This is a genomic window from Sphingomonas sp. CFBP 13733 (assembly GCF_014841795.1).
GTDB lineage: Bacteria > Pseudomonadota > Alphaproteobacteria > Sphingomonadales > Sphingomonadaceae > Sphingomonas > Sphingomonas aerolata.
Genome location: NZ_JACYUP010000007.1, coordinates 82639 through 105230, shown reverse-complemented (window position 1 = coordinate 105230; position 22592 = coordinate 82639). Strand labels below are relative to the sequence as shown.

The 22592-nt window shown below is 60.8% G+C and carries 22 protein-coding genes; 12 read left to right on the top strand and 10 right to left on the bottom strand.

The features are described 5' to 3' along the window. Positions 1-15: 15 nt before the first annotated feature. Positions 16-564, bottom strand: coding sequence for a sugar O-acetyltransferase (locus IFT71_RS18410; protein ID WP_192071689.1), 549 nt, complete (start codon positions 562-564; stop codon positions 16-18). Positions 565-569: 5 nt separating this feature from the next. Further along, positions 570-1253, bottom strand: a complete 684-nt coding sequence (locus IFT71_RS18405; RefSeq protein WP_192142750.1) for a DUF1349 domain-containing protein — start codon at positions 1251-1253, stop codon at positions 570-572. A gap of 93 nt (positions 1254-1346) precedes the next feature. Between IFT71_RS18405 and IFT71_RS18400 the strand changes: the two genes are divergently transcribed. From IFT71_RS18400 to IFT71_RS18380, 5 genes are all read left to right on the top strand, one after another. Continuing rightward, complete coding sequence (locus IFT71_RS18400; protein WP_192071687.1) at positions 1347-1916, top strand: TetR/AcrR family transcriptional regulator; 570 nt, start codon at positions 1347-1349, stop codon at positions 1914-1916. A gap of 257 nt (positions 1917-2173) precedes the next feature. Then, positions 2174-3274, top strand: coding sequence for a histidine kinase dimerization/phosphoacceptor domain -containing protein (locus IFT71_RS18395; protein ID WP_192071686.1), 1101 nt, complete (start codon positions 2174-2176; stop codon positions 3272-3274). Next, positions 3274-3738, top strand: a complete 465-nt coding sequence (locus tag IFT71_RS18390; protein ID WP_192142748.1) for a response regulator — start codon at positions 3274-3276, stop codon at positions 3736-3738. Before IFT71_RS18395 ends, IFT71_RS18390 begins: the two co-directional genes overlap by 1 nt. A gap of 259 nt (positions 3739-3997) precedes the next feature. Next, on the top strand, positions 3998-5347 hold the full coding sequence (locus tag IFT71_RS18385; protein ID WP_244649231.1) for a PAS domain-containing protein: 1350 nt from the start codon (positions 3998-4000) through the stop codon (positions 5345-5347). 91 nt (positions 5348-5438) lie between these two features. Then, complete coding sequence (locus IFT71_RS18380; protein ID WP_192142745.1) at positions 5439-5789, top strand: response regulator; 351 nt, start codon at positions 5439-5441, stop codon at positions 5787-5789. Between the two features lies 1 nt (position 5790). On the opposite strand, the gene IFT71_RS18375 is transcribed toward IFT71_RS18380, so the two are convergent. Continuing rightward, complete coding sequence (locus IFT71_RS18375; RefSeq protein ID WP_244655037.1) at positions 5791-5997, bottom strand: ComEA family DNA-binding protein; 207 nt, start codon at positions 5995-5997, stop codon at positions 5791-5793. Positions 5998-6199: 202 nt separating this feature from the next. Here IFT71_RS18375 and IFT71_RS18370 point away from each other — a divergent pair, with 202 nt between their 5' ends. Beyond that, the gene (locus IFT71_RS18370; protein WP_192142742.1) at positions 6200-7660 is read left to right on the top strand and encodes an aminotransferase class I/II-fold pyridoxal phosphate-dependent enzyme; all 1461 of its coding nucleotides are present in this window, start codon (positions 6200-6202) and stop codon (positions 7658-7660) included. 58 nt (positions 7661-7718) lie between these two features. After that, positions 7719-8213: a nucleoside deaminase gene (locus tag IFT71_RS18365; RefSeq protein ID WP_192142740.1), complete on the top strand. Its 495-nt coding sequence runs from the start codon at positions 7719-7721 to the stop codon at positions 8211-8213. Positions 8214-8418: 205 nt separating this feature from the next. Here the strand turns inward: IFT71_RS18365 and IFT71_RS18360 are convergent, their stop codons facing one another. Continuing rightward, positions 8419-9498, bottom strand: a complete 1080-nt coding sequence (locus IFT71_RS18360; RefSeq protein WP_192142738.1) for a sodium:calcium antiporter — start codon at positions 9496-9498, stop codon at positions 8419-8421. A gap of 489 nt (positions 9499-9987) precedes the next feature. Between IFT71_RS18360 and IFT71_RS18355 the strand changes: the two genes are divergently transcribed. Further along, entirely contained in the window at positions 9988-10584 is a 597-nt protein-coding gene (locus tag IFT71_RS18355; RefSeq protein WP_342212697.1) for a bacteriorhodopsin, read from the top strand. Beyond that, positions 10581-11423, top strand: a complete 843-nt coding sequence (locus tag IFT71_RS18350; protein ID WP_192071678.1) for a Brp/Blh family beta-carotene 15,15'-dioxygenase — start codon at positions 10581-10583, stop codon at positions 11421-11423. The genes IFT71_RS18355 and IFT71_RS18350 overlap by 4 nt, the downstream gene beginning before the upstream one ends. Positions 11424-11623: 200 nt before the next feature. Here the strand turns inward: IFT71_RS18350 and IFT71_RS18345 are convergent, their stop codons facing one another. After that, positions 11624-12526, bottom strand: coding sequence for an SDR family oxidoreductase (locus IFT71_RS18345; RefSeq protein ID WP_192142736.1), 903 nt, complete (start codon positions 12524-12526; stop codon positions 11624-11626). Between the two features lie 94 nt (positions 12527-12620). On the opposite strand from IFT71_RS18345, the gene IFT71_RS18340 reads away from it, so the two are divergent. Further along, a complete protein-coding gene (locus tag IFT71_RS18340) occupies positions 12621-13457 on the top strand; it encodes a helix-turn-helix transcriptional regulator (protein WP_192142734.1) in 837 nt (278 codons plus the stop codon). A gap of 180 nt (positions 13458-13637) precedes the next feature. Here IFT71_RS18340 and IFT71_RS18335 read toward each other — a convergent pair whose 3' ends face one another. Next, positions 13638-13961 (bottom strand): hypothetical protein, encoded by a 324-nt coding sequence (locus IFT71_RS18335; RefSeq protein ID WP_192071675.1) that lies wholly within the window; start codon positions 13959-13961, stop codon positions 13638-13640. Between the two features lie 36 nt (positions 13962-13997). Beyond that, complete coding sequence (locus tag IFT71_RS18330) at positions 13998-15284, bottom strand: M16 family metallopeptidase (RefSeq protein ID WP_192142732.1); 1287 nt, start codon at positions 15282-15284, stop codon at positions 13998-14000. Positions 15285-15867: 583 nt separating this feature from the next. On the opposite strand from IFT71_RS18330, the gene IFT71_RS18325 reads away from it, so the two are divergent. Then, the gene (locus IFT71_RS18325; RefSeq protein ID WP_192071672.1) at positions 15868-16533 is read left to right on the top strand and encodes a PAS domain-containing protein; all 666 of its coding nucleotides are present in this window, start codon (positions 15868-15870) and stop codon (positions 16531-16533) included. Between the two features lie 237 nt (positions 16534-16770). Here IFT71_RS18325 and IFT71_RS18320 read toward each other — a convergent pair whose 3' ends face one another. Then, positions 16771-17895 carry an aldo/keto reductase gene (locus tag IFT71_RS18320; protein ID WP_341786169.1) on the bottom strand — a complete coding sequence of 375 codons (1125 nt, stop codon included), beginning with the start codon at positions 17893-17895 and terminating at the stop codon, positions 16771-16773. A 45-nt stretch (positions 17896-17940) separates the two neighbouring features. Here IFT71_RS18320 and IFT71_RS18315 point away from each other — a divergent pair, with 45 nt between their 5' ends. Continuing rightward, positions 17941-18834 (top strand): LysR family transcriptional regulator, encoded by an 894-nt coding sequence (locus IFT71_RS18315; RefSeq protein WP_192071671.1) that lies wholly within the window; start codon positions 17941-17943, stop codon positions 18832-18834. A 198-nt stretch (positions 18835-19032) separates the two neighbouring features. Here IFT71_RS18315 and IFT71_RS18310 read toward each other — a convergent pair whose 3' ends face one another. Together IFT71_RS18310 and IFT71_RS18305 are read right to left on the bottom strand one after the other, a co-directional pair. Continuing rightward, positions 19033-19467, bottom strand: a complete 435-nt coding sequence (locus tag IFT71_RS18310; protein WP_056681094.1) for an acyltransferase — start codon at positions 19465-19467, stop codon at positions 19033-19035. A 73-nt stretch (positions 19468-19540) separates the two neighbouring features. Next, positions 19541-22420 carry a TonB-dependent receptor plug domain-containing protein gene (locus IFT71_RS18305; RefSeq protein ID WP_197976224.1) on the bottom strand — a complete coding sequence of 960 codons (2880 nt, stop codon included), beginning with the start codon at positions 22418-22420 and terminating at the stop codon, positions 19541-19543. Between the last annotated feature and the right edge of the window lie 172 nt (positions 22421-22592).

Genomic DNA, 22592 nt, shown 5'->3' with positions numbered 1-22592 from the left:
GTGGACCCTGCGCAATCATCGTCGTGCCGCTCGTGCGGGGTTACCCACCACCGTCTCTCCGACTGCGACATCACGGGTGACCACGCTGCCGGCGCCGACAATCGCATCGTCACCAATCGTCACGCCGGGCAAGATCAATGCGCCACCGCCGATCCAAACGTTCGCGCCGATCCAGATTCGCCGTCCGAACTCCAGCAGCCGCGCTCGCAGAGCGGGGTCGCGGGGATGGTCGGCGGTCAGGATCTGCACGCCCGGCCCGATCTGCGTACCGGCACCGATATCGACGCGCACGACGTCGAGCACGACGCAGCCGAAGTTGAGGAACGCTCCTGCGCCGAGATGGATGTTATAACCGTAGTCGCAGTAAAATGGCGCTCGGACGGTTACCCTTTCTCCGACGTCCCCCATTGCCTCGCGTAGCAACCGATCGCGAGCGGCCGCTGAGGCGTCAGCCATGCCGTTGTACCGAGCCATCCACGCCGCAGTGCGCGCCGCGTCGGCGGCCAGTTCGGGATCGTCGGCGGTGTAAAGCTCGCCCGCCAGCATCCTAGTCTTCTCGCTCATCACATTCAGCTCAGATCATGCAGGTCTTTGGCGAGCGGCGGGGTAATCCGCAGATCGGAAAACCGTACGCCCAGCCCCTCGCGCTCGGGCGTGCAGGCCATGGGGCCGACGCGATATGAAGACATCACGGGAAACGGTGCCAATCGAACAAGAGGCCACGTTATGCCATCCGCCGACACCTGCAACCGCAACACACCGTTGGCGACCGTGGCACGCATCCAGAAATCGCGTGGATCGTGTGCGTAAGGGCTGGTCGCCCAGTCCGAGCGATCATCGGTCAGGACGCTGCTCAACATCGCGCGGCCATCGGACAGTTCGATTCCGGCCTTGATCCAGCGACGCTCGTCGACCCGGATCATGATACCTGCCTGATCATAAAGCTGTCGATACTCCCCCCGAATGCGCAGCTGCGCCGTGAACGCGGCAGGAGTGGCGAAACCAAGGAAATGACCGGAATCCCGTGTGAAGCAATAATGCGTCTCGCGCCAGAAATCGGTGGCCCGATCGGTGACCAGTGTCACTTCTCCCCTCGCATCCACGTTCCAGCGACGGGGCGCATTCAACCAGACGCCATCGCTTCGCCCCAACACGGTATGTGCCACGGTCCCGCTGCCGCGTGCGATCGACGGCACCGCGAGCGCCGTTGCACCACCAATGATCGTGCGCCGCGATACTATTGCTTCCTGCATGCCCCCCGTCCTCCCTATATGCTACGACAGCGGAGCGACGCCCGCTGACGAACAATTTGTACAAATGTACATGCGCTTTGCAAAGGGGGTGCCGTGAGCGGCGGGACGAAGCGGAAAGATCCTGAACGCCGACAGCGGATCGTCGAAGCGACGCTGGATGTCGTCGCCGAATACGGCGTGACCGGCACCACGCATCGCCGCATCGCGGCGGCTGCAGCCGTGCCGCTCGGGTCCGTCACCTATTATTTCGCGACACTGGACGACCTTATCGCAGCGGCATTTCTGCAACTGGCCGAGCAATCGTCGGAGGAATTTGCGAAGCGGATGGCAATGGCAGGCGATCGGGACAGCGCCAAGGCGGCCATCGTCGCCATCATCGCGGGATCGATATGGGCGACACCGCGCACCTTGCTGCTCAGCTACGAACTCTATGCCTTTGCCGCACGCCATCCGCCCGTCGCCGCGGTGATGCAGCGATGGATGAGCAATAGTCGCGTGGCGCTCGAGCGCTTCTTTGATCCGTTGACGGCAAGGGCGCTGGACGCGCTGGTCGAGGGCATCGGCATCCACAATTCAATCGACACCGAGCCGCTTGAGGAAGATGCCATTCGGACGATTGTGGATCGCATTACCGGCATAAATAACAACTTTAGACAAAACTGACGGTTTGGACAAAGCGACCCACAAGCGGACACTCATGAGCCGTTTTCGCTTTCCCTACTTCTGCCATTCGTTCAGCTTCCAGCCTGCAAGACGGGGCGCCGATTCTTGATCTCAAGAGGCCTTGTACGCGCAAGCCATGCCGCCCAATAGCCATGCCTTAGTGAGACGAACTCGATCTCTCAGCGGAACGGAAGCCGATCAAAACGATTTAGTCCCGGCACGGAGTTCGGCTGGTCGGCACGCTCCACGGAGGCGTGATGAAGCAGCGGGACGATTGGCATCTGACGGAAGCGCTCGATTACGAGCACGGGCGAGCGGACCCTTTTGCCGCGGCTGTTCGGGCTACCCGAATGCCTATGGTCATCACGGACCCCGCGCAGACCGATAACCCGATCGTCTTCTGCAACGAAGCCTTTCAAACGCTGTCGGGCTATGATCGAAGTGAAATCATCGGCCGTAACTGCCGCTTCCTGCAAGGTCCCGACACCGACCGGGAGCAGGTGGCTAAAGTGCGTCGGGCAATCGACGCCCAGACCGACATTGCCGTGGACCTCCTAAACTATCGAAAAGATGGATCTGCGTTCTGGAACGCGTTGTATCTGAGCCCTGTACGCAATGACGCCGGTAAGGTTGTATTCTTCTTCGCCTCCCAGCTTGATGTTACTGACCGCGTCAAAGCGCAGACTATCATTTCAAAGCAGAAGTTATTGGTCGAACAGGAAGTCGAGGCGCGCACGTCAGACCTCGAGGCCGCGTTAGATGCGAAAACTCTGCTGCTTCACGAAGTCGACCATCGCGTAAAGAACAATCTTACGATGATCGGTTCACTTCTGCGTTTGCAGGCGCGTAGCATATCAGACCCGGCCGTTTCATCAAAACTTGAAACTATGCTTGAACGGGTTGATGCGCTGGCGACAGTGCATCGCCGCCTTTATCAGTCGGACGACGTCACCCGCTTCGACGTCGGGGCGTTTACCGAAAATCTAATCAGCGACGTCGTTGGTGCCAGCCGACGCGACGACATCAAGCTGGTTTCGAATATTTCGCAAATAGAGGTGCCGTCTAGTAAGGCGGCATCGCTTGGGTTGATCCTCAACGAGATAACGACCAACGCCATCAAGCATGCATTTGCCAACGGGCGAGCCGGTACGATTTCCGTCCGCACCGCCCTAGAAGGCAATAATGCCCTGATCGAAATCACCGATGATGGCCATGGGCTAGCCAGCAATGACGTTCAGCCGGACGGCATTGGCAAGATGCTTATCTCCCGCCTCGCCAAGCAAGTCAGGGCCGACGTCATGTGGTCCGACGCCGCCCCCGGGGTTCATGTATCTCTCTCATTCCCGGTGGACGGTTAATGAGTGTACGTGCCCAACCGCCGTTGAACGTGCCGATCGTCGAGGACGAAGCTCTTTTGGCCATGGATATCGAAGCGATGATCGAAGACGCCGGTCACCGTGTCGTCGGCGAGGCCGTGTCTCTCTATGAAGTTGAAGACTTGGCAGGCGATCTCCACCCGGACCTGGCTTTTGTCGACCTACAGCTTGCGAAAGGCACCAGCGGTCTGGATGTCTGTGCACTAATCCGGAAGCGATGGGCGGACGCGATAGTCGTCTTCGTCACTGCAAACCCACTTAAGATCCCAGCCGACTTTGCCGGTGGGCATGGCGTCATACCCAAGCCCTTCTCCCGGAATGGTCTGATGTCCGCAATGCGCTACATTGAAGAGGGTGTCTGCGATCCGCCGCCCGTATCCCCGCAGCCGGCGAGCTTCATTGCAGCACCCGCGTTCGCCGCAGAGTGGTCCCAGACTAGCCGCTGATTTCCGGTGATAACCGACAATCGCATGGCCTCACGAGTTGGGACGACAGATGACAGAAGTTCTACATAAATTCGATTACGTTGATCCATCAACGTCTTACCGCTAGGACGTTCCTGCTTTGGACCGTCAGCCCCTCCCGCCTTCGCCTATTCGACCGCACGATACCTCAGGTGTCGTACGCGAGGCTATCGATGCATTTGCGTCCCGCCTAAACGAGCATGACCCCTTCGTTGCGGCGTTCGATCACTGCATTACGCCGATGGTCGTCAGCGATCCAACGCTACCGGATAACCCGCTGGTTTACGTCAATCGTGCGTTCGAGGCTCTGACGGGGTTCTCGGCGGTCGAGGTTGTTGGCCGGAACTGCCGTTTCATGCAGGGACCGTTGACCGATCAGGCCGACGTCCGACGTATGAAGGATGCGGTCGCTAGCCGCGAGCCGATCGATATCGACCTTCTGAATCACCGTCGTGACGGCACGCCGTTCTGGAACCGCCTCATGGTCGCGCCCGTGCATGACGCGACCGGCAGCCTACGCTACTTCGTTGCATCCCAGCTCGATGTCACGCTCGAGCGGCACGGGCTGTTACAGTTGGAACGCGACCGCGACACGCTAAGTGCCGAGCTGGCGAAGCGTGAAGTCGCTTTGGCCGAACGAGAAGCGCGCTTGGCGCTTGCGCTCGATGCTGGCGGACTGGGCACTTGGACCATCGACCTGCCAGAATGGCGGCTCAGCTACTCGCCAAGTTGCCTGACGAACTTTGGAAGGCCGACCGGAGAGATATTATCGGTGGAAGGCTTGTTGGCTTGCGTGCACCCAGAGGATCGCGAACTCGTCAGATCTTCGCTGAACAGCGCTATCGAGCATGGCACGCGTTATAACGTCGAATACCGCATATTGACGCCTGAAGGTGAGCAACGTTGGATCCATTCCCAAGGCGCGCTGCAGCGCCGTGCGGATGGCACGCCGTTGGCGGTTTCGGGCTTTTCGAGCAATGTTTCAGCTCGCAAATTCGCCGAGGAGCAACGTTCGGTTCTGGCCCATGAACTGACACACCGCGTGAAGAACACACTTGCGACGGTCAGTGCCGTAGTCAGTCAGACGCTACGCGATGCTGGGTCCCTTGCTGAGGCTCGGGATGCGGTGTCGGGCCGCATCGCTAGCCTCGCGTCTGCGCACGAACTGCTGCTCAAGGACGAGATCGAAGGCGCGGCAATCGGTGAGATTGTCGAGCGGGTGCTGGCGCCGTTCATGGACAGCAACGGTCGACGGTTTTCCGCTATCGGCCCGACGATACGGCTGACCCCGGAAGTGACACTTGCGTTGTCTATGGCACTGCACGAGCTGGCGACCAATGCGATCAAATATGGAGCGCTCTCGGTACCGGAGGGTGAGGTGAGCATACGCTGGGACCTGAACGGCAATGCAACCGAACGCCGACTTACCTTCTCCTGGGCGGAGCAGGATGGACCTATCGTTGCTATGCCAACACGTGTTGGATTTGGTACGAGAATGATTGAGCGCGTCCTATCACGCCACATCCGCGGCAAGGCGGAAATCCAATATTTGCCGGAAGGTGTTCGCTTCGCAATCGAAGCGCCGATCTGAGCTCTCGACCTTGTCTGACATTTATTAACGCCGTGGCGGGCCCGTTGCGTGACCACATTGGTTAAGAGCTCAGCTTATCGGGATCCGTCATATGTGCCATGTGCTCGTCATCGAGGATGATTTCCTCATCGCCGACCACATCATCCAGCTGATCGCGAGGGCTGGCGGCATATCCTTTGATCAGGCTGCCTCGCAAGATGAGGCAATCGATGCTGCGAGATTGAGGCCTCCCTCCATCATCATGTCCGACGTCAATCTCTCAGCCGGTACCGGCCCTGCCGCGGTGGAAGCCATCATCTTGGAGCATGGGCCGACGCCCGTGATCTTCGTGACCGGCACGCGCGAAGCATGCCATGTAAGTCGGCCATCGATGATCGTTCTCGACAAACCGATCAACGAACAGGCTCTTATCGCGGCGTTCCAAAGTCTGGCGCCCGCCTGAGTCAGCAATCGCCGACGGTCAGTGAAGCAGTCGCCCCATCGGCCTTACCGGTAAGACCGGGTACTTCATCAAGTTGTCTCAGGTCACTGAACCCGCCACGTTCCTCACGATAGCGGACGATCTTGAACCCGTGCCCCGCTAGCGCCGAGATGGTGTCCAACTCCGCCGCACTCGCCGCGTTGACGTTGATCGGCATCTCGTTCCTCATAGCTCTTCCTCTTTCGTACCCTTGGTGACGGAATGTTGGAAAGGGCTTTGCTATCGATGAGCGCCCTAGCCAGCTAGGCGGAAGGTTTGATCCATGTCCGCCTTCGGCGGATAACTGCTTGTTTGATAAAGAAGATCAACCATCGTGGAGGGGCTTTCCAGTATCCGTGCGTTTCACCCATTCGATCAGGAGAGGGTTCGGCATGGATCAGAAGAGTGCGCCGTTGGCCGATGCGTTGGCGGCGATCGAGAAGAGGCCGGTCATCGGATTTGGAGCGCCGGGCCACAACCAGGGTGCAGTAATTCCTGGCGGGATGAAGGCACTGCTCGGCAAGCGCGTTTTCCACGCCGACGTGCTGACGCCGAAGGGGCTCGACGACCGTACCGAAGGCAAGCTGGCCCTTCAACGTGCGCACGAGATCGCGGCGGAGGCCTGGAATGCCGACTTCTGCCGGTTTGTAACCGGCGGATCCACCCAGAGTCTTCACACGGTTATGGCCTCGGTCGCCGGACCAGGTGACACCATTCTGGTCGCGGCGAATGCCCACAAGGCTGAGCGTGCCTACGCGCTCGCGACGGGGCTCAATGCCGCCATCGTGCCGGTCCAGATCGACGGGGAATGGGACATTGAGCATGGTGTTGAGCCGCAGGCGCTGAACGCCGCCTTGGCGGCCAATCCAACCGCCAAGGCGTTCATCGTCGTCAGCCCAACCTATTACGGCGTGACGAGCGATATCGCGGCACTCGCCACTGTCTGTCACGATCACGGTATTCCCATGATCGTCGATGCCGCTTGGGGTGGTGCGTTCGCATTTTGTGAAGGACTGCCTGACGATCCGCTGACCAAGGGGGCGGATGCCGCCGTCTACAGCGCCCATAAGACGATGGGGGCTCTCGCGCAGGGATCGGTGATCGTCGCCAAGGGCGACCTGATCGATCGCCAGCGATTGTGGATGGCCTATGAGCTGTTCGAGACCACCAGCCCATCGGTACCGATCCTAGCAACGCTTGACGCGACCCGGCGAGATCACGCGTTGAACGGGGAGCAGATGTGGAACGGCGTCATTGCGCTGGCGGAGAAGGTCCGCAGAAAGATTGCCGGTATTGCCCCGTTGCGAGTGTTAGGTTGCGATCATCTGCCGCCCGATGCCGATCTGGACGTCACCAAGGTGCTGATCGACGTCTCGGTGCTGGGCGTATCGGGGTATGCTATCGATGACTGGCTCTACAAGCATCACCGGATCAGTATGGGGCTATCCGACGCCCGGCATATCCTGGCCGTTCTGTCGCTGGGCACAACCAGGTCCGATCTCCGCAAGCTCGTCCGCGGCTTGCAGGATCTCGTGAATCAGCTCGGTTCCGATCCCTCCATCCTGTCGGCAATCTCGCCTATGCCCGGGATCGGTACCCTGTCCGTCGACATGGCGATGCCCGGGCCTGCGGCACTCTACGGCCCAGCCGAAATGGTGGCCTACGAGGCGGCTGAGGGAAGGATCGCAGCAGAGATGATCGCGCCCGCACCGCCGGGCGTCCCTCGACTGGTGCCGGGCCAGCGCATCTCTGCCGCGCACGTCGCATGGCTTGTCGCGAACCGTGATGCGGGGGTTTTCGTGATGGATCCGGTCGATCCCACGGAAGCGACCGTCAGGGTGGTTCAAAGCTGACGCCGCAACCGGATCGACACGCCAAATCTTACAGCAACTGCAATTAGATGGATACGCAATGCAGACCGATACCGACGAACATTGGATGCAAATGGCGATAGATGTCGCACGCTCCAAAGGGTCCGATCCCTCAACCTCCCCGCTTGGCTGCGTCATCGTGCTAGACGGGAAGGTGATTGCAGCCGAACGTAATCAGACCAAGGAGTTGCCTGACGCAACGGCCCATGCCGAGATGATGGCTATCCGTCGGGCTTGTGAGCAAACCGGAGAACTGGAGCTGCGCGGGGCGACGTTATACTCGACACTCCAGCCCTGCGGCATGTGCACGATGGCATCGATCTGGTCGAAAGTCGGCCGCGTCGTTTACGGTGCTGGTTGCAACGATGTGCATCCGATGTATTTCGAGGCAAAGCACGTCGACACTCTCGGCTTCATCGGGGACGCCTATCGGGACGATATCGAGATCGAGGGTGGCTGCCTGCGCGGCGCGTGCGCTGAACTCTATTACGGTCCCGATGCTGACTTAAACAAAGAGGAACAGGCCAACCTATAAGCACCCAGCATGTCATAGGCGACGACTGTTTGCGGCTGTGAGCGCGAGGGTAACGCAAAGCCTCCTCGAGCAGCCCCGACGACCCAGAATCGGCCATACACGTGCTCCTTCTCTCCTCCCAACATCGGACACCTGTTCATGTTCAACACGGCTAGTTTCAAAAGCTGGCTTCCACCTCAGAAAGTCGCGTTTTGGAATAAGCGGCTCAGCTGGCGTGACCGCTAGATATTGCGAACAGGCCGCCCACGCCGAGGGCATAAAGGGTAAGCACCGCGAAGGAATCGATGCCCATGCGCCAAATTCGACGTTTGGGTCGGAAAATCAGGCCTGCGGCGTAAACGCAGGTCAGCAACACTCCAAGGCCCGCAAGATAGATGTCGCTTGCCTGAGCATCAGGCAGCACTGCCTTGCCTGAGACGACGACGGCTAGGAGGAAGAGCACTGGCAGAAAGGCGTTTCCACCAAAGATGTCGCTGACGGCCAGCTGATAGTCCTTCATGCGTACCGAGGTGATACCGGTCGAAAGCTCGGGCAGCGACGTGGCGGCCGCAAGCACCGTTGCCCCGAAGATGACCCCGCTGAGGCCGATGTGTTCCGCTATGGCATCGCCGCTTCGCTCTAAGAGTACACCGGCTGCCAATGTTGCAAGCGCCGCAGCGCCGAAGACCAATGCGACGTGAATCGTACTCTCGCCGCGCTGTCCAGAGGCGTCATCCTTCTTCGCCTGCGAGTGGCCCTTGGGTTCTTTTTGCGCGTCGGGAGCCGTGCCGCTCGTATCTTGCCAAGGCAGCCCCTTACTGGCTTTGCTGGAAAGCCACACGCCAATGATCCACAAGACGCCGATCAACACCGCCCCGGGAGTCAGGCGAGCCGCAATCAGCGTGCCCGGCAACTGCGTCGCCATGATCGACACGATCAAGACCACCACGACCAGCACCGCCTCCACGACCAGCGTGAGGCTGGCGGCGCGGTAGGTCAGAGGCACCTGCTCCTTCATGGCGATGTCCATCGCCACGAGCACAACCGTCTGGATGGCGATGCCGCCTAGTATATTGCCGACCGCCACCCCCAGATTGCCTGCCAGCGCCGCACTGACGGTGATCGCGACCTCGGGCAGGTTGGTGGCTATTGCGAGTACGATGATACCGCCGAGCGCCTTGCCTAGGTGAAGGCGCGAGGACAGAATGTCCGTCGTATCAGCTAGCTTCACGCCCGCTACCCAGATTACGCCTGCGCAGGCGGCAAAGATGGCGAGCAAAACCGGCAGGCCGAGTCCGTTGAACATGCGGAACTTTCAGTTTGTGGGTGAGCGATAGGCGGTCCATCTTAGCGATCCAGGCGACCGCGCGTTCCACAATCAGCCAAGCTTCAGTATCGTGATACCAAAGCCGCGCAATCCAGTTCGCCGGGGCTGCAGAGGACAACGGCTAGTCGATACGATGCTCATGAAGGCATCCGGTACCAGTGATTACTTACGCAGCGTCGCGCAGGAAAGTCCGCCGGCTTAATTCACTGACGAAGTGTCCGTTCGTCTCCTATCGACCGCGCTTCATGACAAGCCGATGAACTTTGCTCCGGCGTGGACACAAAACGATACAATCCATGTTATGCGATTTGGGTCGGCATCGGGTCGCCCCCTTGTGCTGGGGATCCCGCATGGATCAGACTGCCTTCCTACTTGGGTTCACAATCATGTCGCTGGGTTCGCTGGCGATCTATGCGACGGGGAAGATAAAGTCACCCGTCCGGCCACCATACGCTGCTGCATGCCAGCGTGCCGTTCATTGCAGCTACGGCGTATCTGGCAATGGCCTTCGGCATTGGTACGCTGTTCAAGCTCGACGGCTCGGTCACCTATCTCGCAAGATACCTCGATTGGTCGGTGACAACGCCGATCCTGCTATCGAGCCTCGTTCTTCTGGCCTTCCATGAGCATGGTAGAACCGGCGAGGTTGGCGGCCACCTCACCGCCATCATCGTCCTTGACGTGCTAATGATAGCTACGGGACTGGTGTCGTCGCTAACCGGCCCATCGTTCGCAAAATGGGTCTGGTATGCGTGGTCATGCGTCGCCTTTCTCGGCGTTCTGTACCTCTTGTGGGGGCCGCTACGCATGCTGGCGAAAAGCCGGGGCATGGCCTTGGGCACGGCATACAATAAGAACGTCGCCTTCCTGACGGTTATCTGGTTCCTCTATCCAATCGTCTTCCTGATCGGTCCTGAAGGAATGAAGATCATCATGGATCCGACATCAGTCTGGGCAATTCTGATCATGGATGTCGTCGCCAAGGTTGTTTACGCCTTCTATGCGGCAAGCAATCTGGACAAGGCGCTGGAGCAGCATAGCACCGAACGCGGTCATCAGTCATGATCGCCCGCGCTCCAGCCTGGGGCTGGAGCCTGCTTCTAGGGGCGGCAGCCGCCGCCTCCATTAGCGCGTTGACCGTACAATTAGCTTTTGCGGTTGTGGCGATAGGTTTCATCGGCATGGCACATGGCGCCAGCGACTTGGCAATCGTCGAGCCGCGGCAACGCCCTTTGTTCGTCGCCTTATACGTCTTTGTTGGTGCAGTTTGCCTCTGTTGGTGGGTCATTGATCCAGCGGTCGCACTTCCGGCTTTTCTCGTCGCGTCGGCAGTTCATTTCGGCGTGGAAGATGCACCAGCGGATCGGCCGTTGGAGAGGGTGGCGAGAGGAACGAGCCTTGTCGCCACCCCCGCCACACTCCATGCCACGAACCTGACCGATATTCTTCGTCTTGGGGGCACCTCGACAAACGTGCTGCCCGCAATGGTGTCGACAATGGCGTTGATCGGCGCAATAGCCGCAGCGTATTTGGTCGTAAAAGCATGTCAGCGCAAAGACCTGCGCCTCCTGGTCGGGACGGTGGCCCTTGTCGTTCTGCCGCCACTCGTGGGGTTTTCGGTGGGCTTTCTCGTTCTGCATGCCGCACCCCAAACGTTCGAACGTCGTACGCAGATCGGTTGTGCAACGATGGGCAGCTACCTCCGAGCAACTGCTCCGATACTGGTCGCCGCGATACTGCTCGCTACCATAACAGGCGTTCTCTTGTTACACTCTGACCCTTCCGGCGTTCGCCCCCTATTCGCGGGCATTGCGGCTCTCGCTGTACCGCATCTAATCGTGACGCCATTATTCGGGCATATGCAGTGGCGCCCGTTTCAACGAGCAGTCCGCTCCGACGCTTAGACCGACTGCCGGGTGGCTTCCTTCAACGAATGGCCTGTTGGCGTTACGACCCACAAGCGGTCGTTCGGTGCCCGAAAGCGGCATCCCAGAATCGGCCGTTCATTCACGTAACCGGCCGAGGCCATGGTGTGATCCTCAGGCTATAGTCACGCCGCTGCACGCCAGCGGAACTACTCTCATCAGCGTGCAACGGCGATCTGTTATCCGATCATGGGCTCGTAATGATTCATCGCGGCGAGATCGGTGAGTAGATCGGGACCTGTAGGCTCCCATCCCAGCCGCTCCTGCGTCAAGACGCTGGACGCGGTCATGTCGAGAGCGGCGAAGGGAGCCATCCAGCCGAAGAAGCGCTCGATGTCTTCGGTTGCGATCGAACGTACCGGCAATCCGGTTCCCTCGCCGATGGCCTCTGCGATCGTGCGTGCATCGACGCCCTCCTCGACCGACGCATGGTATCGCGCGCCCGGCTCGCCGCGCTCGAGAGCCAGCACGTATAGCTTGGCGACATCGCTGATATGCGCGGCAGCCCAGCGTGTCTTCCCTTCGCCAAGATACGCCACCGCCCCAGCACGGCGGGCCTCGGCGATCAGCGGCGTGATCAGACCGGCCTTGATAGTATCGTGCACCTGCGGCAGGCGAATGGTGCGGACATCGATGCGGCGGGCGATCAGCGCTGCGGCGGCCAGCTCCGTCACGATGCGCGGATTGGCGTGGAGCGGGTTGAGCACATCCTCGGTCGCAGGACCGCCGTTGCGCGGCGTTCCAATACCGATGCCCGAGGTTATCAGGATCGGCTTGTTGGTTCCCGCCAGCGCATCGCCCATCGCGGCGATGTTGCGTTCATCCTTTCGAGTATTCTCGACGAAGTTGGCAAAGTCGTGATCAAATGCGCAGTGAATGACCGCGTCAGCCGCAGCGACACCACTCGCAAGGGTCTCCGGTCGTTCCAGGTCGCCCCGATGAACATCGGCGCCAGCCGCTTCGAGCTGCTGCGCGCCCGCGTCGGAGCGAGTGAGTCCGAGCACATTGTGACCGCGGTGGAGTAGTTCGGGAATGACATGGGAGCCGATAAAGCCGGTCGCACCGGTCAAGAACACGCGCATGGAAATCTCCTCGTTGACGAGGGATGTATCGCCTTGCGCCCGACCCTGTTAAAGTAGTGGTCTTATCGTGGTATAAGCTGCAACAGGATACATCTTGTCTACTGAAGCACCAAATTCGCTGGGCACGTACCTGCGCGACCGCCGCACTCGCCTGGACCCGGCGACTTTCGGGCTCAGCGGCAGTCGCCGCCGGACGCCCGGCTTGCGCCGTGAAGAGGTTGCGAGCCGCGCGAATATCAGTCCCACTTGGTACACCTGGCTCGAGCAGGGCCGTGGCGGCGCGCCATCTGCGGATGTCCTCGATCGCATTGCGAAGGGGCTGATGCTGACCGAGCCGGAGCGCGAGCACATCTACATGCTCGGACTGGGTCGTCTGCCAGAGGCCCGCTATCAGCCGGTCGACGGCATCACCCCTCGCCTGCAACGGGTACTCGACGGGATGGTGTTCAGCCCAGCGATCATCAAGACCGCGATGTGGGACGTTGTCGGCTGGAACCGTGCCGCTGCGGTCTTACTGACCGACTATTCCAAGCTGCCGCGCGAGGGACGCAACATTCTGCGTCTGATGTTCGGCAGCGACCACGTCCGCGCCCGCAATGCCGATTTCGACAGCATCGCCTGCTTCGTCGTCGGCGCCTTCCGCGCCGACGTGGCGCGCGCCGGCGCTAGCACCAGCGCCGAGGTGATAAAGCTCGTCATGGAGTTGTCTCGGCTCAGCCCTGAGTTCGAAGCGCTGTGGCAGGATAACGACGTGGTCGCTCACGGCGAAGGAGTAAAGCGTATCCACCATCCCGACGCGGGGCTGCTGGCGATGGAGTTTTCGTCGTTCGCCGTCGAAGGAAGGCCGGAACTGGGGATGATTATCTACAACCCCGCCACGCCTGACGATGCCGAGCGGCTGCAAATGCTTCTGGATGAGTGCAGGAGCTGATCTCGGGTGAAGACGCCGAGGTACATTTACCCAATCTCGGTCATTCACAGCCAGGTTCTGGCTCACCAGCTTCGGACATTCATTAAGCTTTAGAAAAGTGGGGCGAGTAACATTGGCAACGGCAGATGCGGTTCAGTTTGGATTGCGGTCGAACACGGGATTTTCCCGCGACCAGAAATATCAGAAACGCCATTTCAATGTCACGGCCGCTGCCGGGGTCGTAGCAATGAGGCTCTTTTGCTGAATGACGTGAATGGTCGTCTCGGCGTTCAGCGGCCCTTTGAATTCGGCATTCAGTTGCTTGGCGGCAAATCCGCTTACGTCACCCAGCCAGATGTCCATTCCCTTTGGAGCGCACACGATGATCTCGTCTGACTGCCCTCGATCCAAGCACGTCGGTTTTCTGGGGCGCACCTTGGCAAGGTCGAAATCCACGACCTTTGGAACGACCGTCATAGGTCCGGTCTGCGATGCGACCGCTGCGACGATTAGGACGATTCCCATCCGTGTCTCCCTGTTCCGGCCTGGCTATTGTCGTAGTTAGTGGCAGCTCGCTCGCGACGATGCTGCATCCAGTGCGGTCCGTATCGCCTGACGGGGGTCCACCACCCGGGCAAGCTCAGGCGCTTCGACCCGGACATGTTCGTGGCCGCTCTGCCATTGCTGACGCCACCAAGCATTCCCAGTGCTTGCATCGATCGTCGGCAACCAGATCCGAGCACGTCGCAGCAAAGCGCTCGGAGCGATCAGCTCCCTGTCTGCGGCGATGGCGTGAGATAGATCCTTTGCCAGTTCGACGTTCTTGGCGTGGCCCATGTCTCCAGTAATCTGCTCGAGCTCCTGGATCAGGTCACGCCTCGCCCTGTCCCATTCGTCTGCAGAGAGGCCCGCCGTACCTAGTCGGCATGTGGTACGTTTGAGGTCGACCAGTGCAGGCTGCCATGCGTCGCCCGTAAAGTTGTCCCAAAGCATGATAAGCCGGTGGCCTTGCTCGCCATTCTCGATGAACATTCCGACCTTTCCGGACGGACTGCCTGGCTGAGCTCTTGCCAGTCGATTGTTGACCGCGCGGATCGCCAGCCTGTCCATGAGCTCTGCGTCCATCTGCGATCTTTTGGAGCCGGGTGACGAAAGTGTCGGCATTGCCACGGTGATCAGCGCTGTCCTGCGCCCCTGCGGCAGAGCTGAGAAACTGATCGGCGCGATGCGATCGTAACGCAAGCGCGGAACAGGGACATGGCCGACCGGCGACCCGATGCTTTTCCAACTCCCGAAACGCTGGGTGATAAGAGCCTTCGCGGTGGTCGGATCGACGTTTCCGACGATCACGACCATCATGTTCTCGGGTCGGTATAGGCGGTGGTATAGAGCGCGGATCGTTTCTACGCTCGCTGTCGGTACGTCGTCGGAATTTTGCCCGTCGATGACGTCCGTCGGAGAGCCTGGTGCTATGCCCGCGATATAGTCGGCGTAGATCACGTTGCCGGGCTTCCTGCCGGCCATCTCGCGCATCACGTCCGCACGCTGATCGTCGACTGCATCGGATCTGAACGTGAGGTCGGTCGCGACCTCGCGGAATAGACGCAGCAGTGTGTCGAGGTCTGCCGTGCGCGTCGTTCTGGTCGACACGAAGTAATTGGTCTCTCGCCAGCTTGTGGTACCGGCGGAAGGGGCGGCGAAAGTTAGCGGCAAACCGATCTTCACAAGATGATGCAAATCGTTCGGCGCGTTTATCGTCGGACTGACGAATACGAGATGCTCGATAAGGTGTGTCAACCCGCGCTCGCCCGGCCGTTGCTCCTCGATGAAGCCACCTTCGTTTCGCATGAGCAGACTTATGCCAGGCTCGTCTGACTGCCTTGCGAGGATCGCATAGCGCACACCGTTCGGAAGACGCCCATTAACTACAGGCCTCCAATAGACTTTCTGTGCCGGGTTCGATTTTTCAGCAATTATCGCGGTACGGTGAACGTCGCCCGCATGTATGGCGGACCCGCTGGAGAATAAGGCGACGACGCCTATTCGGAGAAGCCAGCTCGCGAATACTCTGAAGCGCAACTTCCAGCCTCCTATCGACGTCCAGCCTGCCTTCCTTCGCCGGTCCGGAACGAAACTTGGCAGATCATGCGAGGTCTTTAAGGCGATAAGGTGGCAGATCGCGTGAGGCTTCCGGTCAGGACCTTGCGTCAGCGGAGACCCAGTTGCGGTCATTTCCGGCCGCTCCCTCGCTCCTCGACTCCGGTCGTTCATTCACCTCGCCGGGAAGCCCATTCTACAATCTGCGTGTCGCGTGATGGATAGCTGACGCGGACGTAGCAGCAGGTTAGATCGCCGGCACGGCAACGACACTCCCGTTGCACCAAGCCCTCACTATTATATATTATCGATCCAATTAGTTTGCGGGGTAACTATGCCGGCAGCTCATTGTGTATCAACGCTCGATGGAGTCATCCTGCAGGCAGATCAGGGCTTTCTCGATTTATTGCAGCGCCGTGAAAGCGACTTGATTGGGATCTCATATAGGCAGATCACCGACCCCCGGGATTTGCAGCGAAGCGGCAATATGCTAGCGGTACTAGAAGCGGCTGCCGCCCCAGTCCGATTGCAGAAGCGATATCTGCGCCCTGACGGTACTTCAATCGCAGCGAACCTTCTGGTCACTCGCTTCTCTGACCCTGACCGCCTGATTAGTACTCTGTTCTGGCACGAGGGCGGCCGTGATCTGCCGCCAGCTAGGCTATGGGAGGCGGCGCTTCGTATACGCCATGTCCACGATGCACGAGTCAAGCTCTTCGGCGCTGACCTCAGCACCGACCCAATTGGATCGCTCCTCATCGGCATTTATTTGGCCGAAGCAGAAGGCCGCGCGGTAGGCTTGAACCAGATCGCGACCTATGCGGACGTAGCAATCTCAACTGCTACCAGGTGGGTGGCCGTACTGCGCCAGCGCAATATCATTGACGCCCAAGCGGACGCTACATTCAATCTTCAACTAACTCGAGCGGGATTGGATCGGGTCGAGGCTATGCTTACAACCGTCTACGAAGCGCCCGATGCATCCATCATGCTGATGTGAGACTAGGAGACCATCGGGCAGAGGTGACCCAGTTGCGGTCATTCGCATCCAATCTCCGGCTTCTCACCTTCAGACACTCATTCATCTCGGCGCTGACCGTTTTTTTTGCGACCGATGACCCGTCATCAACGTCGTAATCTCAGAAAAATCGGACTGGCAGCTTTCAGTGACGACAGAGCCAGTAGCACCCTGAAACTGCGACAGGGTTGGTTATCGTGATTGGGTGGTAGCGGGGACTTACTCGCCCCATCCACGCACGTCTTGGCCGCCGAAGATCATCCTCCGGATGGCGGGCGATGCCAGCGCGGCGCTGAAGCTCGGGGCGGGGACGCTCACCTCATTCAGGCGCTCCATTTTGCGATCGTCCAGCGTGAGCGACGCAGCAGCCAGATTGCTCTTCAGTTGCTCGACCGAGCGGGCACCGATCAGCGTCGATGACACCCCCGACTTCGCCATCGTCCATGCGAGCGCAACTTGTGCGGGGCTGCAGTCCATCTCGGAGGCGATCGCCTTCACCACGTCGAGCACGTCCCAGTTGCGATCGACGAACTTGCTGTCGCCGAAGGGGTTGGCGCCGCTCAGTCGACCGGTCTCGGCGGTGTCGTCGCGCCGATATTTGCCTGACAGGAAACCGCCCGCGAGCGGACTCCATGGCTGTACGCCCATGCCGGCGTCGCGCGCGGCGGGAATGTGCTCGGCCTCCACATCGCGCGCCACCAGCGAATATTCGACCTGCATCGCGACTGGGCCGGGGACGCCGCGCTCCGATGCGACTGTCGCCGCCTTAGTAGCCAGCCATGCTGGCATGTCGGAGAAGGCGTAGTAGCGAATCTTGCCGGAGCGAACGAGCGCGCCGAGCGTCTCGACCAACTCCTCGGCGGGCGTCACCCCGTCCCAAATGTGCATCCAGTAGAGATCGACATAGTCGGTACCGAGCCGCTGGAGGGAGGCGTCGAGCGCGCGGTGGATGTTCTTGGCTCCCGCCCCGCCCGCATTGGGGTTGCCGCCGCCGGACTGCGAAGCGGTCAGCGGGCTGGCAGATCCATTGAAACCGAACTTGGTTGCCAGCACCACCTCGTCGCGTGAACCCGTCTCTTTTATGAAGCGACCAACTAGATCCTCGCTGCCACCGCCAGAATAAATGTCGGCGGTGTCGATGAAGTTGCCGCCCGCCTCGCGATAGGCGTCGAAGATTTTGCGCGCGCTGGCATCGTCAGCGTTCCACTGGCCAAGGCCAAAGGTCATAGTGCCCAACGCAAGCGGGCTGACGACGAGGCCCGAACGGCCAAGAGTGCGATAGTGACTAAGGCTCATGGACTGTCTCCTTGCTTCATCCGGAAAATAAGGAGCGCGCGCGACCACGATTAGTCATTGTTAGGTGCAAGGGCTTGTGAGCATGATGCATCAATGCGGCGCGGCGAGCTTGACGATTTGGCGACATTCGCGACCGTGGCGCGGTTGCGCAGCTTCACGCGCGCAGCTGCAGAACTCGGCCTGTCTCCGTCGGCCCTAAGTCATGCAATGAAGGCACTGGAGCTGCGGCTTGGCGTTCGCCTCCTAGCCAGGACCACGCGCTCGGTCGCGCCGACTTTGGCGGGCGAGCAACTGCTGCGGTCGCTTGGGCCAGCTCTGAGCGAAGTTGCGCGCGGCCTGTCGCGCTTGGCTGACTGGCGGGACACGCCGACGGGAGCGGTGCGGCTGACGACGTTCGGTTGGGCCGCGCGCACGATTCTAGCGCCGCGCCTGCCTGCATTCCTGATCGATCATCCTGACATCTCAGTCGAGGTGATTGTCGATGACCGATTGATCGACCTTGTCGCTGGCGGGTTTGACGCAGGAATCCGGCTCGCGGGCGCGATCGACAGCGACATGGTGACGGTGCCGGTGGGCCCCGACCTGCGCACGGTCGTGGTCGGCACACCGGGCTACTTCTCCCGCCGCAAACTCCCGATAAGTCCGGCCGATCTCGAAGACCACATCTGTGTAAATTACCGACAGCTGGGCGGCGGCGGCTTGCTGCCTTGGGAGTTCGAGGAGGGCGGACGCGACATCAGGATGCGCGTTGCGGGGCAACTGATCGTCAACGACGAAGTGTTGTCATCGGCAGCGGTGCGGGCGGGTGCAGGCCTCGGCTACATGATGGAGCACGACGTGGCCGCCGAAATTGCGGACGGGCGTCTGATCCAGGTTCTCGGTGCTTGGTGCTCGCCCTATCCCGGGTGCAGGCTCTATTATCCGGACCGGCGGGTCAGTCCTGCGATGCGCGCGCTGATCGATGCGATCCGCTGGCAATCCAGTTGAGCGTTAGAGGAATGGGTTTACGCACGAGCTCCATGAGAACACCTGACCAACAAACGGTCATTCAGGTCCCCATAGGCTAACCCAAACTCCGGCCGTTCGTTCATTTAGCGATACGCCATTTTTTCGGAGCCTCGTACGAGAGCTTCGGGCGGGTGGAACGTAGATAGTTGGTCTTGACGACGCGATCGTGATCAGCCGTCACTCGAACTCAAGGTCTTTGATACGCACGGCATATGGTGGACAGTAAAGTCCATGTGCTTCGGTAGATTTCGCGATCACCGATCCTGCATTAATGACGCACCCCTCTCGCACGGTGACGCCCGGATAAATGGTGACGTTGGCGCCTACCCAGCAACCGCGCTCGATCAGGACAGGCCGAAGTCGATCCCCGTCCACGCCCCGTCGCCAGACCGAGCGTGTGATGTGGTGGGTCAGCGAGATGATCGTGCACCGGTAGCTGATCCGCACCGCTTCGCCGATCTCGACGCCACCGCCGGCGTCGATCAGTCCCTCGGGGCCGACGAACGCGCCTTTGCGCAGTGTCAGGCGGTGCGGATCGACGACTGTGCAACTGGGATCGATGAAGGCCCCTTCCTCCATCGTGATAAGGCTCAGCATGTCTTTGGTTAGCACGGCGTCTTTTTTCTCGTTTTGGCGATCAGGCGTCCGTCGTCGAGGCATCGTCCAACGTCAACGCCCGAGCGGCTCAATACCGAACCTTCGCGCCAGCATAGAAGTACCGGCCGACTGGCGAGATCGGCACGTTGGTTTCGAAACCGATATCGGGCTTCTGGTCGGCGAGGTTGTTGACCCCGCCATAGAACGAGAATCTCTCGTCGACCGCGACCTCGGTCTGCACGTCGTGCTGCCACAGCTCCTTGTACCGGAGATAGCGCGGATCGACGAGGCTTGGGTTCGCATCAGTATCAACCTTGGCGAACCGGCGGACGCCGTCCTGCCAGCGCAGGTTGTAGCTCAGCGTCAGCGCCCCCGCGGTCCAGCTCGGCGAGAAGGTGAGGGTATATTTCGGACGGAACGGCTGATCGACATTGTCCTCGGTTATGGCGCCCGGCGTGGCGACCTGTTCGAGCTTGTCGAGATAGCCGCCGACCAGCCGGATATCGAACGCGCCTGCTCGCGCCGTCCGGAAGCGATAGGCAATGTTGAGTTCGGCACCGGCAGTGCGGAACGCCGCGACGTTCTGCGGCTGGACGACATAGCCGTTGATGAACCCGGTGCCGCGCTCGCGGCTGATCACTTTGCAATAGGCGTTGTCGAGCGTCGGCTGATCGACGCACAGCGACGCGATCGTGTTCGCATCGGGCGTATTGATCGCGTCGCGCAGACGGATGTCGTACCAGTCGAGCCCGATCGACAACCCGGAGATCGGCCGCACCACAACGCCCGCTGTCCAGGTGCGGGCGACTTCGGCGCGCAGGTCCGGATTGCCCTGCTGCGTGCCAGGAATAAAGATCGTCGCGTTCGGGTTGTTCTGCGCGGTGAAGGTGGCGGGATTGCCTCCGGCGCCGGTGATTAGCGCCTGGCAGTTCGCGGTGCGGAACTGCGTCCCGAGCGTGCGGTTGCCGATGTAGCAGGGATCGGAGAAGAAGTTGCTGCTGCCGGTCTGCGGACGGAATATCTCACCGATGTTGGGCGCGCGGACCGAGCGGCCGTAGGAGCCGCGGAAGCTGATCTCGCGGATCGGCGCGTAGATGCCGTTGAACTGGTACGCACGGGTCGAGCCGACCGTCGAATAATCCGAATAGCGTCCCGCGGCACCGACCGAGAGCAGGTTGGCGAACGGTACGTCCTTCAGGATCGGCGCGTTCAATTCGCCGAACGCTTCCCAGACATCGAAATGGCCGCTCGACGGGGTCGGCAGGATGTACTCGTCATACTGGTAGAACAGATTGTCGGTGATCGCCTGCGCCGGACGGAAGCTGCTTGATTCGCGACGATATTCGCCACCGACCGCGAACGCGACCGGGCCGCCGGGCAGCGCCGAGAACTGCCCGAAGTCACCGTTCAGCGAGGCGTTGGCGACATGCTGCGTGAGCCGTGCATCACTCGCCGGGTTGCTCAGGAAATATCCGAACGAGGCCGGATCCACAGTGTTGCCGCCGAACGTGTTGACGGGAATGCAGCCGGCCGCGCGGGCCTCGGCCGAACGGCAGACGATCGTTCCGCCCGGCCCGCGCACCGCATCGAGCGCGTGCAGGAAGCGAACGTTGAGGCGGTCGTTGAGCTTGGTCGCGCGGACGTCGGTCTGGCCATAGGTATAGGACACGTCGTAGCTGGCATGCTCCGAGATCCGGCCGGTGACGTCGACGACGCCGCGATAGGTGCGCCGGCGGTCTTCCTCGCCACGCCGCGGGATGTCGAAGTTGTTGCGGTTGACGTCGACCGAGCCGAGCCCGGCTGCGGTCGCCGCTGCGAGGATGCTTGCCGGGATGTACGGATTGTCGAGCGCGACTGTCGCGGGATAATTGCCGCCATAACCACCAAAGCTGGTCACGGTCGACTGGACGAACTTGCCCTCCAGGCTGACCTTGAACGCGTCCGACGCGTCGTAATGCGTCAGCGCGTTGACCGCGTGGCGGCGGGTACGCGGGAAGATATCGCCGATATAGCCCGCGACGGGCGTATCGTCACCGCCGATCGAATACCCGTCGTTCTGCAGGAACCGGCCGGGCGTGTAGAGCGCGCCGTCGCCGCGGAAAACCTGGTCGCCGATATACACGATGCCCTGGTTCGAACTGTACGGGTAGCGCAGGTCGCCGACCGGTCCGACCTTGTAGCTGCCAGGGCGCGTCGGGTCGTAATTGTCGAGGTTGACGAAATACTGGCGGTCGCCCTGTGCGAGATACCGACGATCGTCGTTCGCGAGCGGCTGGTCGGCGTTATACTCGTAGGCGAGCGTTAGATTGCCACGGCCGTCGGCGAAGTTGCGGCCCGCGATCAGCGAGGCGAAGCGGTTGGCGGCGTCGCCACGCTCGGAGATGCCAAACTGGCTGCGGGCCGCGACGCCATCGAAATCGCGCTTCAGCACGAAGTTGACGACGCCGGAGACGCCGTCTGCGCCGTACACAGCCGACGCCGCGCCTGTGAGCACATCGACGCGCTCGATCAAATCAGTGGGGATCGCGTTGATGTCCACAGCAGCGGTGTCGGGCTGGCCGGCGACATGGCGGCGGCCGTTGACGAGCACCAGCGTCCGGTTGGGGCCAAGCCCGCGCAAATCGAGCAGGTTGAGCCCGACCTGCCCGAAGCTGCCGTCGGCCTGCGCGTTGCCCGCCGTCCGCGTGCTGTCGCGCGAATTAGTGAGCGCCGGCACGCGCTGGAGAAAGGTCGTGACGTTGGTGTTGCCCGACTGCTGGAGGTCGGCCGCGCTGAACGAGACGATCGGGTTGGGCGCCGCGTAATCGGGGCGGGCGATGCGCGAACCGGTCACGACGATCTCACCTGCTGCGTCGGGGGCCGGGTCCGCGGGCGCATCGGTGGCCAGTGAAGCGACCTGTGCCTGTACCGACGTTGCGGCAAGCAGCGCGACGCCAGACAGCAGATGACGGCGGCAAAGGATACGCATGACTTCTCTCCCTGTTCGCCGGCATTGCCCCCCCACCGGCGTTCGTTGCGTCCGGCTTAAGCGCATCGTCGGCAGGGGAGCAAGCCGATCGCCCGCGCAAACTCGGCCAAGGCCTTAACCTGGCGGAATTTTTCCGGCTGTTACCGTGTCGCGATGGGGGTAGCGCCGGACG

Coding starts and splice junctions, on each gene's coding strand:
- IFT71_RS18410 (WP_192071689.1), bottom strand. CDS start 564: ATGAGCGAGAAGACTAGGATGCTGGCGGGCGAGCTTTACACCGCCGAC.
- IFT71_RS18405 (WP_192142750.1), bottom strand. CDS start 1,253: ATGCAGGAAGCAATAGTATCGCGGCGCACGATCATTGGTGGTGCAACG.
- IFT71_RS18395 (WP_192071686.1), top strand. CDS start 2,174: ATGAAGCAGCGGGACGATTGGCATCTGACGGAAGCGCTCGATTACGAG.
- IFT71_RS18390 (WP_192142748.1), top strand. CDS start 3,274: ATGAGTGTACGTGCCCAACCGCCGTTGAACGTGCCGATCGTCGAGGAC.
- IFT71_RS18385 (WP_244649231.1), top strand. CDS start 3,998: ATGGTCGTCAGCGATCCAACGCTACCGGATAACCCGCTGGTTTACGTC.
- IFT71_RS18380 (WP_192142745.1), top strand. CDS start 5,439: ATGTGCCATGTGCTCGTCATCGAGGATGATTTCCTCATCGCCGACCAC.
- IFT71_RS18375 (WP_244655037.1), bottom strand. CDS start 5,997: ATGAGGAACGAGATGCCGATCAACGTCAACGCGGCGAGTGCGGCGGAG.
- IFT71_RS18370 (WP_192142742.1), top strand. CDS start 6,200: ATGGATCAGAAGAGTGCGCCGTTGGCCGATGCGTTGGCGGCGATCGAG.
- IFT71_RS18365 (WP_192142740.1), top strand. CDS start 7,719: ATGCAGACCGATACCGACGAACATTGGATGCAAATGGCGATAGATGTC.
- IFT71_RS18360 (WP_192142738.1), bottom strand. CDS start 9,498: ATGTTCAACGGACTCGGCCTGCCGGTTTTGCTCGCCATCTTTGCCGCC.
- IFT71_RS18350 (WP_192071678.1), top strand. CDS start 10,581: ATGATCGCCCGCGCTCCAGCCTGGGGCTGGAGCCTGCTTCTAGGGGCG.
- IFT71_RS18345 (WP_192142736.1), bottom strand. CDS start 12,526: ATGCGCGTGTTCTTGACCGGTGCGACCGGCTTTATCGGCTCCCATGTC.
- IFT71_RS18335 (WP_192071675.1), bottom strand. CDS start 13,961: ATGGGAATCGTCCTAATCGTCGCAGCGGTCGCATCGCAGACCGGACCT.
- IFT71_RS18330 (WP_192142732.1), bottom strand. CDS start 15,284: ATGCGAAACGAAGGTGGCTTCATCGAGGAGCAACGGCCGGGCGAGCGC.
- IFT71_RS18325 (WP_192071672.1), top strand. CDS start 15,868: ATGCCGGCAGCTCATTGTGTATCAACGCTCGATGGAGTCATCCTGCAG.
- IFT71_RS18315 (WP_192071671.1), top strand. CDS start 17,941: ATGCGGCGCGGCGAGCTTGACGATTTGGCGACATTCGCGACCGTGGCG.
- IFT71_RS18305 (WP_197976224.1), bottom strand. CDS start 22,420: ATGCGTATCCTTTGCCGCCGTCATCTGCTGTCTGGCGTCGCGCTGCTT.